The 13808-nt window shown below is 60.5% G+C and carries 14 protein-coding genes and 2 tRNA genes; 12 read left to right on the top strand and 4 right to left on the bottom strand.

The window, feature by feature from the left end; translation table 11 throughout:
• Window positions 1-4 precede the first annotated feature (4 nt).
• Genes D8780_RS02185 through fghA form a run of 3 tightly spaced genes read left to right on the top strand, consistent with a single transcriptional unit; the run spans window position 5 to window position 2726 of the window.
• Window positions 5-1114 carry an S-(hydroxymethyl)glutathione dehydrogenase/class III alcohol dehydrogenase gene (locus D8780_RS02185; RefSeq protein WP_121646306.1) on the top strand — a complete coding sequence of 370 codons (1110 nt, stop codon included), beginning with the start codon at window positions 5-7 and terminating at the stop codon, window positions 1112-1114.
• A gap of 3 nt (window positions 1115-1117) precedes the next feature.
• Entirely contained in the window at window positions 1118-1876 is a 759-nt protein-coding gene (locus tag D8780_RS02190) for an NYN domain-containing protein (RefSeq protein WP_121644163.1), read from the top strand.
• Between the two features lie 7 nt (window positions 1877-1883).
• Window positions 1884-2726, top strand: coding sequence for an S-formylglutathione hydrolase (fghA, locus tag D8780_RS02195; RefSeq protein ID WP_121644164.1), 843 nt, complete (start codon window positions 1884-1886; stop codon window positions 2724-2726).
• Between the two features lie 126 nt (window positions 2727-2852).
• On the opposite strand, the gene D8780_RS02200 is transcribed toward fghA, so the two are convergent.
• Window positions 2853-2927, bottom strand: a tRNA-Thr gene (locus D8780_RS02200).
• A 440-nt stretch (window positions 2928-3367) separates the two neighbouring features.
• Between D8780_RS02200 and murA the strand changes: the two genes are divergently transcribed.
• The 9 genes from murA to D8780_RS02250 all read left to right on the top strand — a co-directional run bounded on the left by murA (window position 3368) and on the right by D8780_RS02250 (window position 9860).
• Window positions 3368-4657, top strand: a complete 1290-nt coding sequence (gene murA, locus D8780_RS02210; protein ID WP_121644166.1) for a UDP-N-acetylglucosamine 1-carboxyvinyltransferase — start codon at window positions 3368-3370, stop codon at window positions 4655-4657.
• Between the two features lie 113 nt (window positions 4658-4770).
• The gene (locus tag D8780_RS02215) at window positions 4771-6036 is read left to right on the top strand and encodes a SulP family inorganic anion transporter (protein WP_121644167.1); all 1266 of its coding nucleotides are present in this window, start codon (window positions 4771-4773) and stop codon (window positions 6034-6036) included.
• Window positions 6037-6076: 40 nt separating this feature from the next.
• A complete protein-coding gene (locus D8780_RS02220) occupies window positions 6077-6517 on the top strand; it encodes a DUF2948 family protein (RefSeq protein ID WP_121646307.1) in 441 nt (146 codons plus the stop codon).
• Window positions 6518-6583: 66 nt separating this feature from the next.
• Window positions 6584-7894 carry a histidinol dehydrogenase gene (gene hisD, locus D8780_RS02225; RefSeq protein ID WP_121644168.1) on the top strand — a complete coding sequence of 437 codons (1311 nt, stop codon included), beginning with the start codon at window positions 6584-6586 and terminating at the stop codon, window positions 7892-7894.
• Entirely contained in the window at window positions 7887-8366 is a 480-nt protein-coding gene (locus D8780_RS02230; RefSeq protein ID WP_121644169.1) for a UPF0262 family protein, read from the top strand. The genes hisD and D8780_RS02230 overlap by 8 nt, the downstream gene beginning before the upstream one ends.
• 120 nt (window positions 8367-8486) lie before the next feature.
• Window positions 8487-8705 (top strand): translation initiation factor IF-1, encoded by a 219-nt coding sequence (gene infA / locus D8780_RS02235; protein WP_094075588.1) that lies wholly within the window; start codon window positions 8487-8489, stop codon window positions 8703-8705.
• Between the two features lie 33 nt (window positions 8706-8738).
• On the top strand, window positions 8739-9371 hold the full coding sequence (locus tag D8780_RS02240; protein ID WP_121644170.1) for a Maf-like protein: 633 nt from the start codon (window positions 8739-8741) through the stop codon (window positions 9369-9371).
• Window positions 9372-9459: 88 nt separating this feature from the next.
• Window positions 9460-9660: a DNA gyrase inhibitor YacG gene (gene yacG / locus D8780_RS02245; protein WP_425373618.1), complete on the top strand. Its 201-nt coding sequence runs from the start codon at window positions 9460-9462 to the stop codon at window positions 9658-9660.
• Window positions 9661-9784: 124 nt separating this feature from the next.
• Window positions 9785-9860: transfer RNA gene (locus D8780_RS02250), tRNA-Phe, on the top strand.
• 416 nt (window positions 9861-10276) lie between these two features.
• On the opposite strand, the gene D8780_RS02255 is transcribed toward D8780_RS02250, so the two are convergent.
• The 3 genes from D8780_RS02255 to D8780_RS02265 all read right to left on the bottom strand — a co-directional run bounded on the left by D8780_RS02255 (window position 10277) and on the right by D8780_RS02265 (window position 13774).
• Window positions 10277-11689 (bottom strand): sensor domain-containing diguanylate cyclase, encoded by a 1413-nt coding sequence (locus D8780_RS02255; RefSeq protein WP_121646308.1) that lies wholly within the window; start codon window positions 11687-11689, stop codon window positions 10277-10279.
• Between the two features lie 295 nt (window positions 11690-11984).
• Window positions 11985-12659: a GntR family transcriptional regulator gene (locus tag D8780_RS02260; RefSeq protein WP_121644172.1), complete on the bottom strand. Its 675-nt coding sequence runs from the start codon at window positions 12657-12659 to the stop codon at window positions 11985-11987.
• A 110-nt stretch (window positions 12660-12769) separates the two neighbouring features.
• Window positions 12770-13774: an aldo/keto reductase gene (locus D8780_RS02265; RefSeq protein ID WP_245412225.1), complete on the bottom strand. Its 1005-nt coding sequence runs from the start codon at window positions 13772-13774 to the stop codon at window positions 12770-12772.
• Window positions 13775-13808: the final 34 nt, after the last annotated feature.

The raw sequence follows: 13808 nt of genomic DNA on the forward strand, positions 1-13808 counted from the left end.
TGCCTTGAAAACACGTGCTGCCGTAGCATTCGAAGCCAAGAAGCCGTTGGAGATCGTGGAAGTCGATCTTGAAGGGCCGAAGGCCGGTGAGGTTCTGGTGGAGATCAAGGCCACCGGCATTTGCCACACCGATGCCTACACACTTGACGGTCTGGATAGCGAAGGGCTTTTCCCCTCCATTCTCGGCCATGAAGGCTGCGGTATCGTCCGTGAAGTCGGTCCCGGCGTGACGGGTCTCAAGGAAGGCGATCACGTCATTCCGCTCTACACGCCGGAGTGCCGCCAGTGCAAAAGCTGCCTCTCCCAGAAAACAAATCTCTGCACCGCGATCCGCGCCACCCAGGGCAAGGGTGTCATGCCCGATGGCACGTCCCGCTTTTCCTACAAAGGGCAGACGATCTATCATTATATGGGCTGCTCGACCTTCTCCAACTACACGGTTCTGCCGGAGATCGCGCTTGCGAAGATTCGCGATGACGCGCCCTTCGACACCACGTGCTATATTGGCTGTGGCGTGACCACCGGCGTCGGCGCTGTGGTCAACACCGCCAAGATCGAGCCGGGCGCGAACGTCGTCGTTTTCGGCCTTGGCGGCATCGGCCTCAACGTTGTTCAGGGTGCCAAGATGGTCGGCGCGAACCGGATCGTCGGCGTCGATCTCAACAATGACAAGAAGGAATGGGGCGAGAAGTTCGGCATGACCGCCTTCGTCAATCCGAAAGAGATCGACGGCGATATCGTGTCCCATCTCGTCGAGATGCTCGATGGCGGTGCCGACTACACCTTCGATTGCACCGGCAACACGACGGTCATGCGCCAGGCATTGGAAGCCTGCCACCGCGGCTGGGGTGTTTCGGTGGTGATCGGTGTGGCCGAGGCCGGCAAGGAAATCTCCACCCGTCCGTTCCAGCTCGTGACGGGCCGCGAATGGAAAGGCACGGCCTTTGGCGGCGCACGTGGCAGGACCGACGTCCCGAAGATCGTCGACTGGTACATGGACGGCAAGATCCAGATCGACCCGATGATCACCCATCGTCTGGACCTTGAAGACATCAACACGGGGTTCGACCTGATGCATGAGGGCAAGTCGATCCGCGCCGTCGTCGTCTACTGATCGATGGCGGAGCGCGATACGCCTCTGCTGGCCGTCCTGATCGACGCCGACAATACGACGCCCAAAGCTGCCAAAGCGATCTTTGACGAGATCGCCAGCTTGGGCGAGGCGGCGGTGCGCCGGCTGTATGGGGACTTTTCCTCGCCGCGCATGAAAGGCTGGCTCGATATCATTGCTGGTCTGGCAATCATTCCGCATCAGCAGTCCGCCAATACGACCGGCAAGAACGCGTCCGATATCGCACTTGTGATCGACGCGATGGATCTGCTTCATTCCGATCGCTTCGACGGCTTCGTTCTGGTCTCGTCCGACAGCGACTTCACCCGTCTGGCCAGCCGCATCCGTGAGCAGGGCTACGACGTGTACGGTATCGGTGAGCGCAAGACACCGGAGGCATTTCGGCGGGCCTGCAAGCGGTTTCTGTTCATCGAGAACATTGTCGAGGCCTCTTCGGAAGAAGGCTCTGAAAAAGAGCCGGATCCATCAGCCAACCTGTCACCACCGACGGCCGCCATACCCAAGATTCGAGCAGCGCTTTCGGCGCTTGGCGAAGATCCGAAGAAGCACAATCTGAGTCTTCTCGGAAAGCAGTTGATCGCCAGTGATCCGGACTTCGATCCTCGAAATTTCGGCAGTCCCAAGCTGAGCCATCTTATAGAACGGACTGGCTATTACATCATTGATCGCGACGTCTCCCCGTGGCGTATCCTGGAAAAGAAAGGCGCGACCACGCAACGGAAGCGCGCACCCGTCAAGCAGTGAGATTGCAATGGAAATCCTGAGCCAGAATCGCAGCCATGGCGGCACGCAATATGTCTGCCGTCACGAAAGCACCGAAACTAAGACGGACATGACGTTTGCGGTCTTCGTGCCGGACCATGCGGAGGGTGCGCTACTGCCTGCGGTCTGGTACCTTTCCGGTCTCACCTGCACCCATGCCAATGTCATGGAAAAGGGCGAATACCGGAAAGCCTGCGCCGAACTCGGTCTCATCTTCATCGCACCGGATACATCGCCGCGTGGCGAGGGCGTTCCCGACGATCCGGACGGGGCCTATGATTTCGGCCTCGGAGCGGGGTTCTATGTCGATGCGACCGATGAGCCCTATGCCGAGAATTATCGCATGTGGTCCTATGTCACGAAGGAGCTGCCGGTTCTTGTCGCCGAGCATTTCCCGATGGACGCCTCCAGCCAGTCGATCATGGGCCATTCCATGGGCGGCCACGGCGCGTTGACCATCGGTCTTTCCCATCCGGACCGTTTCAAGGCGGTGTCGGCATTCGCGCCCATCGTCGCGCCGAGCCAGGTGCCTTGGGGTCACAAGGCCCTGCCGGCCTATCTTGGCGATGACAAAGGCGCTTGGCGCAAGCATGATGCCGTCGCGCTGATCGAGGATGGCGCGCATGTACCGGCGCTTCTGGTCGATCAGGGTACCGACGACAATTTCCTGAAGGAGCAACTGAAGCCGGAATTGCTGGCGGATGCCTGCGAGAGAGCGGGTATCGATCTGACGCTGCGCCTCCAGCATGGCTACGATCACAGCTATTACTTCATCTCGACCTTCATGGACGATCACCTCCGCTGGCATGCGCAGCGCTTCGCCGGCGTTTGAAAGCCCGAGCGGCTGCACAGCGGCAGACTTCTGCGCAGCTCTGCCGTGCGGGGCGGATAAAGCGTTGTGGAATGGGTACGCACAGCCGGCCCATGGCCGCAGCGAGAACGTGAAATGTCGAGGAGATGGTGCTGCCGGAGAGATTTGAACTCTCGACCTCTCCCTTACCAAGGGAGTGCTCTACCCCTGAGCTACGGCAGCGGAACGCGTAAAAGAAGGCCGCCTCGAATGGCGGCGCGCGAACGCGGCGGGTATTGCCATAACCTCCGGGGCTTGGCAAGCAGTGGAGAAAGCAAATTTTCGGCGGACGGGACCGTCTCCGAAAAAGGGAGTGCAGGGACCGGTGTCGGAAAAGGAAAGAAAAGACCGCCTGGCTGAGCAACTGCGCGCCAATATCAGACGACGTAAGGCGCAATCGCATGCCATGCGCGGCGGCAAGGCCGATAGACGGACAGGTCTGCCCGCCTTGGACGAGGAGACGCGCGAGCAGGCGGGAGATGGTCTCCCAGCAGGCCCGGAACGCGATTCTTGAACGTTCTGCCAACTTCGTCTAGAGGAACGCGCCAGTTTCAAGCTGATGCAAACCGGCTGCGCAGGCCCTTTTTTGAATGAGGCGCTGCAGACAGCCCCGAGGATAATTGATGGATCGTATTCGCATTGTGGGCGGCCAGCCTCTTATTGGCACCATTCCCATTTCGGGCGCCAAGAATGCGGCCCTGCCGCTGATGATCGCCTCGCTTCTGACAGATGATCAACTGACACTTGAGAATGTGCCCTACCTGAACGATGTGGAGCAGCTGATCCGCATTCTCGGCAATCACGGCGTCGACTATTCGGTCGCGGGCAAGCGCCGCGGGCAAAATGAGGGGCACGCCCGCACCATTCATTTCACGGCGCGCAACATTGTGGATACGACCGCGCCCTACGATCTCGTTTCCAAAATGCGTGCGAGCTTCTGGGTGATCGGCCCGCTGCTGGCCCGAATGAGAAAGGCACGTGTTTCGCTGCCCGGTGGCTGTGCCATCGGCACGCGCCCTGTCGATCTCTTCCTCGACGGGCTACGGCATCTCGGCGCGCAGATCGAGGTCGATAGCGGCTATGTCAACGCCAGCACGGATGGCCGCCTCAAAGGGGGGCGTTACGTTTTTCCGAAGGTCTCTGTTGGTGCGACCCACGTGCTCATGATGGCGGCCACACTGGCCCGGGGCACCACCGAACTGGAAAATGCGGCCCGCGAGCCTGAAGTGGTCAATCTGGCCGAGTGCCTCATCGCGATGGGCGCGAAGATTTCCGGTCATGGCACCTCGACAATCACTATCGAGGGTGTCGATCAGCTTTCCGGTGCGCGTCACGCGGTCGTCCCCGATCGTATCGAGACCGGAACATATGCCATGGCAGTGGCCATGACGGGCGGAGACGTGCTTCTGGCCGGCGCGAAGGCCGATCTTCTTCAGGCTGCGCTGGAGAAGATCCGTGAAACCGGCGCCGAGGTGACGGAGGAGGCCGGCGGAATCCGGGTGGTCAAGAATGGCGCGGAGATTGCGCCGGTCGATGTGACAACAGAGGTCTTTCCGGGCTTTCCGACGGATCTCCAGGCCCAGTTCATGGGGCTGATGACCCGCTCCAGCGGAACCTCGCGTATTGTCGAGACGATTTTCGAGAATCGTTTCATGCACGTGCAGGAACTGGCTCGACTGGGCGCCAATATTACCCTTTCCGGCCAGACGGCCGTTGTCGAGGGTGTGCAATCGCTGCGCGGTGCGCCGGTGATGGCAACCGATCTGAGAGCCTCTTCGGCTCTCGTGATCGCCGGTCTTGCCGCCGAGGGGACGACCGAGGTCAATCGTGTCTATCACCTTGATCGTGGCTTCGAGCGGCTTGAAGAGAAACTGGCAGCCTGCGGAGCGCAGATCGAGCGCGTCGCGGGCTGAAAGCCCGCGTCTGGCGGTGCGTTGTTGCGCTATCGCAGCACCGCCTTGGATCGTCCCGTGTTTGCGGGGCAGGGTGCCCCGACGAGAATGACAAGGGCGGCTGAAGGCGACCAATGCGCCAACCGAAAATCCTGACGACGATCCGAACCTATAGCTGGTCACAGTTTGTCGCCGATCTGCTGGCCGGTATCACGGTGGCGATGGTGGCGCTGCCGCTGAGCCTCGCCATTGCGATCGCTTCGGGCGCCGACCCCGGCCAGGGACTGGTCACAGCCATCGTTGCAGGATTCTTCATCTCGCTTCTCGGCGGAAGCCGCGTTCAGATCGGCGGGCCGACCGGGGCGTTTATCGTGGTGGTCTATGGCGTGATCGCCGACCACGGATATGACGGGCTGGTCCTGGCGACCTTCATGGCCGGCTTCATCCTGCTCATCGCCGGCTATTTTCGGGCGGGCAATCTGATCGCCTTCATTCCGGAAGCCGTCATCAACGGTTTTACCATCGGTATCGGGGTGATCATCGCGACCAGTCAGTTGAAGGACTTCTTCGGCCTGACCGTGGGCGAGGTGCCGGCGGATATGGTCGAAAAGCTGCCGGTCCTGTGGTCGGCGCGGGAGACGGTTGTCTGGCCAGCCTTCGCCATCGCTGTTGTCACGATGGTTCTGATCGTCGTGTTGCGGCGGGCGGCGCCGCGCTTTCCCGGTCTGCTTCTGGCCGTTGCCGCCACATCCTTTGCCGTTGCCTGGTTCGCCCTGCCGGTCGATACGCTGGGTTCCCGCTTCGGCGAACTTCCCAGTCGGCTTCCCGTGCCTGCCTTGCCGGAGTTATCCTGGTCTCGGGTGAGCGAACTCTTCCCTTCCGCTCTCGTCATCGCATTCCTGGCGGGGGTGGAATCTCTGTTGTCCGCGATGGTGGCCGACCGCATGATCGAGGGTCACCACCGGCCCAATGCGGAACTGACAGCGCAAGGGGTGGCCAACATTGCGTCGAGCCTGTTCGGTGGCCTTCCCGCTACCGGAGCGATCGCCAGAACCGCAACCAACATCAAGGCAGGAGGGCGGACGCCCGTTGCCGGGCTGGTTCACGCCGCGGTGATCCTGCTCGTCATGCTGCTGATCGCATCCTGGGCCAGCTATCTGGCTATGCCGGCTCTGGCTGCCCTTCTTCTCATTACCGCATGGAACATGAGCGAGCCGCACAGATGGGCCGATTACGCGCGCGGACCGCGCAGCGAGACCGTTCTGCTGGTGGTCACGCTCGTTTTGACGGTGCTGGTCGACCTCACCGTCGCCATCGGCGTCGGGGTCTCGATCGGCCTTGCCATGCGTCTTTCCCATCGCCGATCCGTCGAAAGCGACTGGACACCGCCCGATCGGTGACAATGTTCATCAGAACGCTCATCCACGCATGGAATGGTTTATGGACGCGCTGAAACTTGCCGCTCTCGACATAGACGATCTCGTCATCCTTTCTGCCCATACGCAGGATGCGCTCGTCAAACCGGTCGAGGCATCCTACGACCGTAGAACACGTACGTTTCTACTGCCTCTGCGGCGCTATGCCTGGGAAAAGAAACGCCGGTTCCTCGGTCGGGGCGAACGGCGCCTTTCGGCACTTTCGGTTTCGGGTGTCACGGCCGTCCGCTCAACCGGCATCGATCGATCCGCTGAAGAGGCCGTGCTCAATCTTCTGGCGCTCCGCTTTACCCCCTCAGACGCGCAGGACGATCCGGGCGGCGCGATCGAACTGACATTCTCCGGTGACGCAACGATCGCCCTAGAGGTGGAGTGTCTGGAACTGCGGCTTGCCGATCTCGGCGCGGCATGGCAGACGGAGAACCGTCCCGCTCACGAACTTTAGGTGTGGGAGGCGCGTCGCCGACGCTGCCGTCCCCATCAGGCCGAACCAGGAACGCAAACGCCAGCCATGGCCATCACACACTCGACCGCTTCCACCGACTTCGAGGACCGTTTTGCAGCGCTTCTGGCGATGAAGCGTGAAACATCGTCGGATGTGGATCAGGCTGTGGCCGAGATCATCAGCGCTGTCCGCAAGGACGGCGACCGGGCGCTGGCGGACTATACGCGCCGTTTCGATCACTTCGACGTTGGCAAGGCTGGCGGGCTGGCTTTTACCGCCCAACAGATCGAAGACGCTTTCCAGCGCGTTGATCAAAAGACGCTGGACGCTTTGACGCTCGCGCGTGATCGCATCCGTTCACATCACGAACGGCAATTGCCGAAGAACGATCGATACACGGATGCCCTCGGTGTCGAACTGGGGAGCCGGTGGACGGCGGTCGAGGCCGTCGGACTCTATGTGCCGGGCGGTACGGCGTCCTATCCTTCGTCCGTTCTGATGAATGCGCTGCCGGCTGCCGTGGCAGGGGTGGAGCGGATCGCGATGGTCGTTCCGACGCCGGACGGGAAGGTCAATCCACTCGTTCTGGTGGCTGCGAAGCTGGCGGGGGTTCGGGAAATATACCGCGTGGGCGGTGCGCAGGCCGTGGCCGCCCTCGCTTATGGGACGGAAACGATCTCGCCTGTCGCGAAGATTGTCGGCCCCGGCAATGCCTATGTGGCGGCAGCGAAGCGCCGGGTTTTCGGTACCGTTGGGATCGACATGATCGCCGGCCCGTCGGAAGTTCTCGTTCTTGCCGACGCGAACAACAATCCGGACTGGATCGCGGCCGACCTTCTTGCTCAGGCCGAACATGACGAAGCCGCGCAATCCATTCTGGTGACGAATGACGAGGCCTTTGGCGACGCGGTTCGCGCAGCGGTCGAACGCCAGCTTCAGACCCTGCCTCGCGGCGAGATCGCCCGCGCCTCGTGGAATGATTTCGGTGCGATCATCACTGTCTCGGATTTCGACGAAGCCCTGCCGCTCGTCGACCGGATCGCCGCAGAGCACCTGGAACTCGCCTTCGAAGGCGCCGAGAGTTATGTCGAGCGCGTCCGCAATGCCGGTGCCATCTTTATCGGATCCTACACGCCGGAAGTGATCGGCGATTACGTGGGTGGCTCGAACCACGTGCTGCCGACGGCGCGATCCGCGCGCTTCTCCTCGGGTCTCGGCGTCCTCGATTACATGAAGCGGACGAGCCTTCTCAAATGCGGGCCGGAGCAGCTTCGCGCTCTGGGGCCCTCGGCTGTAGCGCTGGCCGAAGCGGAGGGGCTCGGGGCTCATGCCCGTTCGGTCTCGATACGGTTGAATCCGGGAGACGCCGATGGCTGAACAGCCGAAAAACCGGCTGATCGATGTGGTGCTGGACGAATCGATCGGCCGCTCCACACCCGATGTGGAGCATGAGCGCGAAGTCGCAATCTTCGATCTGATCGAGGAGAACAGCTTTCACCCGGTCGGCGACGATGAGGGCGGCCCATATCGACTGCGCCTGGGCGTCCGCGACAACAAACTGGTCTTCGCCATCTCCAGGGAAGATGGCGAGCAGGTTGTGACCAATATACTCTCCCTGACGCCGTTCCGCCGGATCGTGAAGGAGTACTTCATGATCTGCGAAAGTTATTATGAAGCGATCCGCAGCGCTTCCTCTGCACAGATCGAGGCCATTGATATGGGGCGTCGGGGGCTCCATAATGAAGGCAGTCAAACCTTGCAGGATCGTCTCGCCGGAAAGATCGATGTCGATTTCGATACGGCGCGGCGTCTATTCACCCTTGTTTGCGTTCTGCACTGGCGTGGTTAAAAGCAAGCATCATCATGAAGAAGCGCGGGCGAAGGGCTGTTCCCTTACGCCTGCTCTTCCTATAGGTTCCGCGCGCGCCGCACCTTGGTGGCCGCGCACCGCAATGGAAAAAGGCGAATAATGGCCAAAGAAGAAGTCCTCGAATTTCCCGGTGTCGTGACGGAGTTGCTCCCAAACGCCATGTTCCGGGTGAAATTGGAAAACGATCACGAGATCATTGCTCACACGGCGGGCCGCATGCGCAAAAACCGCATCCGTGTGCTGACGGGCGACAAGGTTCTTGTCGAGATGACGCCCTATGATCTGACGAAGGGCCGGATCACCTATCGCTTCAAGTAAGCCGCCCGGCGAAGGCAGAAGGGCGGAGAGGCCATGAGTGTCTTGCAGAAACTGATCCTCGCCTCCGGCTCGCCGCGGCGTGTAGAACTCTTACAGCAGGCCGGTATTGAACCGGACGCCTTGCTGCCGACCGATATTGATGAAACGCCGAAACGCGCCGAACATCCGCGCTCGCTCGCCAAAAGGCTGGCGGTGCAGAAAGCTGAAGCCGCGTATAAGACGCAGCGTGATGTCGCCGCACAGCAGCGTTCCTTCCTCCTGGCCGCCGACACCGTGGTTTCGGTCGGGCAGCGCATCTTGCCGAAGGCCGAGATGGTGGATGAAGCGTCCGCGGCCCTGCGGCTTCTGTCGGGGCGGAGCCATCGCGTTCACACCGGCATCTGCCTCGTCACGCCCAAAGGGCATTTTCGTCAAAAGGTTGTCGAAAGCCGCGTCCGCTTCAAGCGCCTCGGCGGCGAAGAACTGGATGCGTATCTGGCCAGCGGCGAATGGCGCGGAAAGGCTGGCGGTTACGCCATCCAGGGCCTCGCCGGGACATTTGTCGTCAAACTCGTCGGTAGCTATTCCAATGTGGTCGGCTTGCCGCTCTACGAGACCGTTTCTCTTCTCGTGGGCGAGGGCTTTCACGTGCACCAGTCTTGGCTCGGACAGCCCGGTCGCGTTTGATCTCTTTCGGTCTTGAACCGCGCGGCCTGCCTCACAAGATGAGAAGGAGCCGATGCGATTGCCGCCCCGAACCGATGGAAGCTGAATAGTGCCACCCGACAACGTTACGCCGCTTCGTCCGGCCCGGCCGTGCCCGGAATGCGGCCGCCCGAGCGCCCGCGAACATTTCCCCTTCTGCTCCCCGCGATGCAAGGATGTCGACCTGTCCCGATGGCTTACCGGCGCCTATGCGATTCCGGTGACGGAAGAGGAAGAAAATGTGGAGGAAACCGCCGAACGCGGCGATTAATCAATGAACTGAAAAAAGCGCCCGCCGACCGCTTGCCACGTGCCGGGTGCGTCGCTATAACCCGCCCGTTTCCGGACGTTGGAACACCAAGCCGCGTCGGCCCGATAGGGCAAATTTCCGGAATGCCCAGGTAGCTCAGTTGGTAGAGCATGCGACTGAAAATCGCAGTGTCGGTGGTTCGATTCCGCCCCTGGGCACCATCGTTCTTGGATATTCAAGAACGTCGATATGATAAGCCAGATCGTCGACTGATGAGAACCCGAGTGATACAAGCGGGTGATCCAAATGGCGTTGAGAATGGCTCAACCTTGGCCTCATCTCACCGATAGCGGACGCGCATTGCAGCGTGAAGCCGAGCTGATGGTCAAGACTCTCGACGAAGCCATTTTTGAAACGGCATCCGATCTAGCGCGTTGAGTGCGAACCTCTAGGAAAGCGGACGTTTTGGAGGCTCTTCTTTCCTTGACGCGGCCGCGGCCTAACTCCGTGCGTTGCGACCGGCCGGTCCAGCGGTGCTTTGAGGGAGAGGCAAGACGTTCGCTGCGCCCAGTCCTATAGTCGGTGCATTTCCACGCAACAGCGGGAAAGCGATAGAGGTCCCAAAGAGTCTCACCGTTCAGGCAGCGCTGGAATTGCCGAGGTCCTTTTTCCGTTTGGAGGCGTAATATTCCTGTTTGCGGGCGTACATCAGGAGGTCAGCGCGACCGACCACGGCCTCCATGCTGTCGCCCTCCTCGCTAACGGCAGCGCCAATCGATATTGAGATCGGTGTGGAAGAATAGAACTTGTTGTTGATCTTCAGTAGCTTCTCGATGTTTTCCGTCATCGTGGCGACCTTCATCCAGTCGCCTCCCGGCATGAGAATGGCAAACTCGTCGCCACCGATCCTGGCAGCGCAGTTGGGCGCAACGACGGCTTCGTTGAGAACCTCCCCCAGCCGGCGCAGTACGCCGTCGCCGGCCTCGTGTCCGAGGCTGTCATTGGTTTCCTTCAGCCCGTTCAAATCGATGATGATGGCAGCGACCGGCCTCAACGGCTTCCTATCAAGCCGGTTCAGTTCTTCCGTATAGAAGGCGCGATTGTGCAGTCGCGTCAGCACGTCGTGCTTGCCGAGATATTCAAGATAGGCTTCCGCCTTCTTGCGCGCGGTAATGTCTGTCAGCGAGACCTGAACGAGATTCCAATCGTTCTCATGGCCGGGTAACACGGCAAGCTGCAGCAGGACGTGGCGCTCGGTGCCGTCAAGCGCATAGTTCAACACTTCCCGGCTGTGGACCAGATTGCCGTTCCAGAGTTCGACAAGCTGCTCACGGAAGTGCTTCTCCATGTCGCCGCGAAAGATCTCCTGCTGGTTCTGAAGCAGGCTCTGGCGATCAGGCGCACCGAACAGTTCGAGCGTCGCGTTGTTGACTGCCAGGACGCGGATCTCGCTCATGCACTGGCGCACGAATTCCGGATGAACGTCGGTAAAGACGCAAAAATCGGTGATTCCTCTTTCCCGGACGCCGTCCAGAAGCATCTTTATCCCGCTGAAATCTTCGACCCACAGCGATACCGGGGAATGCTCGAAGATCCCTTCCGCGTAACGGCGCTGCTCTTCCTCGCGCCGGCGCGCCGCCTCGCGCTCGGTCACGTCCTCCGTCGTCAAGAGAAGCCGGTCCATTGTCTCTTCGTGTCCGGGCATGATCGAGCCGCGCAACTGGATGTCGAGGCGACGGCCGGTCAGTGTGTAATTGACGGCATTGCTTGAAAATTCCCGCTTGCCTTCAAAGAGCTGCGCCAGTTCCTCAATATGGGTGGTCAGCATGTCATCACGGAAAACGCGATCAAGATTTGCGACCAGATCTTCATGGTTCTCCGCCTCGAATAGCTCCAGCGTTCTGCGGTTCACCCGCAATACGCGGATCGCGCTGGAACATTCGATCACCCGGGAAACGTCTTCCTTCAACCAGGCGCGGAGATCTTCAACTCCCTCGGAGCGCCAGTGATCGAACAACAGTTTCACACCGCTGAAATCCTCGATCCACATGGCCACAGGCGCAAGCTCAAAAACTTGCCCTTCATCGAAAGAGATGTTCACGTTTCATTCTCGCATTTGGTTATGCAGTTAATCTTGCGCGTAAATAGTATCCAAGCGTTTAAGCCGAACACAACGCTTAAGATGAGGATGGGCTAGCGATTGGAGAAACCCGCCGACGAGCATATTCAGCATGAAGCCGGGACCGTCGTCCAACAAACCTTCCGATCCGAGTGCTCGTGCCTTTATCTCCGTATTGTCGTCGCTGATCGCACCACGTTCCTTGCGACTGGAAAGCCGTGTGAGGCTACGCCGACGTGAGCGGGCCTGAGGCGTTCCGGTGAATCATGTTGCGCAGGCCTTCCCCCTGGAAGATCAGGTGAGCGCGCATTTCTTCGGCGGCGATGCGCTCGTCACGCATCTTGATCGCTTCCAATACGCCGTCATGCTCGGCCGAGGAGTTGGCAAGGCGGCCTGGTAGTCGCCCTTGGGCAATGCGAAGAAACGAGAGCGTATCGCGGAGCGCCATGGTCTGTTTTCGCAGAAATGCGTTCCCAGCCGCATTGTAGATCGCTTCATGGAAAACGCAGTTCGCCGCATAGTAGCGCTCGGTATCGGACTGCGCCGCGAAGCGACGGCATTCGGCCTGGGCGGCTTCCATCTTTTCGAGATCGTCAGACGTCCGTCGGCGGCAGGCCAGACGGGCACAGGACGCCTCCAGTTCGGCCATGCATTCGAATTGGTCGAGCATCTCGACGACTGTCAGTCCGCGCACAACGGCGCGTTGGCGTGGGCGAAGTGTAACAAGGCCCGCGGCGGCAAGGCTTCGGATCGCTTCACGTACCGGTGTTCGGGAGACGCCGAAGCGATCAGCAAGCCGGCTTTCGGACAAATAATCGCCCGGCTGGATCCGCCCGAGCAGGATGTCTTCCTCCAGACCATTCCTTACCTGTTCGCTTTGGAGACGACTCTGATCTGACACGCGGTTTTGCCTCGAACATTCAATTTTGTAAGGGCGCTTTGCCCTTGCTCCTCTCTACACAGCGAATCGCGCGGGTTGAAGCATGGAGCGAAAATTGCTGTCGCTTCCCCTCATCGCAGATGCCTTCCATCGGGCGGATATTTCGGGTCGAAGGCACCGGGCGCGGCGCTCTTGCCGGGGATGCAGAGGCTGCTCAGCATCTCTTCATCGGCGCTGTCATAGCGGGTTTTCAGCGCCTCGAGATAGCCCTCGATCTGGGAGACCGTTCTCGGTCCTGCGAGCACGGACGTTACCGCATCATTCGCCAGAACCCAGCGGATGGCGAGATGAGCCGGATTTCGGCCGCTCTCGCGTGCGTATTCGGCGGCTGCCGCAGCCTGTTGAAGCGTTTCTGGACGAAACTCGGTTTGCAGGATTCGTTTGTCGCCGCGCCCTGCACGCGAACCTGGAGGCGGCGCGCCGTCGGTGGCATATTTGCCGGTCAGCACGCCGCGCGCCAGTGGTGAATAGCTCACGACGGACATACCGAAATGGCGGCATGCCGGGATGAAGCCGGCTTCCGCCTCGCGGTTGAGCATATGGTAGAGCGGTTGCGCTGCGACCGGCCGGTCGACGCCGGCAGCATCGGCTAGACGCACCAGCTCGGCAATTTTCCAAGCCGGAAAATTGGAGAAGCCCCAGGCCCGGATGCGGTGGTCGGCGAGCAGTTCGCCGAGAGCATCGATCGTCGCTGCGAGATCCTGAGAGGGATCATCCAGATGAAGATAGTAGAGGTCGATCTGTTTGCGTTCGAGCCGGTCCAGAGAGCGCGCCGCGGCCTCGCGTATCCAGTCAGGGGACAAGCCGCCGCTTCGCTCATCGGAGCCGACACGGTTGCCGACCTTCGTCGCTATAATTGTGCCTTCGGGGAGGCGGCTACTGAGCCGTCCGAGCATCGCTTCCGAGGCTCCGGCCGAATACATGTCGGCGGTATCGACGAAATTGCCCCCGGCGGTGAAATAGCGATCGAGGATCTCGGACGCTTCGTCTTCATCGGTCTGATCGCCAAACATCATGGTGCCGAGGCAAAGTTCGGATACTGAAGGCCCTTCAGGCCAGAGAGGACGCTTTTTCACGGTTTCAGCTCCTGTCGGAGTGGCAGCGGGCGCC

The sequence above is a fragment of the Notoacmeibacter ruber genome (assembly GCF_003668555.1).
Classification (GTDB): domain Bacteria; phylum Pseudomonadota; class Alphaproteobacteria; order Rhizobiales; family Rhizobiaceae; genus Notoacmeibacter; species Notoacmeibacter ruber.

What these genes read in the sequence shown, in the direction of transcription:
- D8780_RS02190 (WP_121644163.1), top strand. Translation starts at nt 1,118, where the DNA reads ATGGCGGAGCGCGATACGCCTCTGCTGGCCGTCCTGATCGACGCCGAC.
- fghA (WP_121644164.1), top strand. Translation starts at nt 1,884, where the DNA reads ATGGAAATCCTGAGCCAGAATCGCAGCCATGGCGGCACGCAATATGTC.
- murA (WP_121644166.1), top strand. Translation starts at nt 3,368, where the DNA reads ATGGATCGTATTCGCATTGTGGGCGGCCAGCCTCTTATTGGCACCATT.
- D8780_RS02215 (WP_121644167.1), top strand. Translation starts at nt 4,771, where the DNA reads ATGCGCCAACCGAAAATCCTGACGACGATCCGAACCTATAGCTGGTCA.
- D8780_RS02220 (WP_121646307.1), top strand. Translation starts at nt 6,077, where the DNA reads ATGGACGCGCTGAAACTTGCCGCTCTCGACATAGACGATCTCGTCATC.
- hisD (WP_121644168.1), top strand. Translation starts at nt 6,584, where the DNA reads ATGGCCATCACACACTCGACCGCTTCCACCGACTTCGAGGACCGTTTT.
- D8780_RS02230 (WP_121644169.1), top strand. Translation starts at nt 7,887, where the DNA reads ATGGCTGAACAGCCGAAAAACCGGCTGATCGATGTGGTGCTGGACGAA.
- infA (WP_094075588.1), top strand. Translation starts at nt 8,487, where the DNA reads ATGGCCAAAGAAGAAGTCCTCGAATTTCCCGGTGTCGTGACGGAGTTG.
- D8780_RS02240 (WP_121644170.1), top strand. Translation starts at nt 8,739, where the DNA reads ATGAGTGTCTTGCAGAAACTGATCCTCGCCTCCGGCTCGCCGCGGCGT.
- D8780_RS02255 (WP_121646308.1), bottom strand. Translation starts at nt 11,689, where the DNA reads ATGTGGATCGAGGATTTCAGCGGTGTGAAACTGTTGTTCGATCACTGG.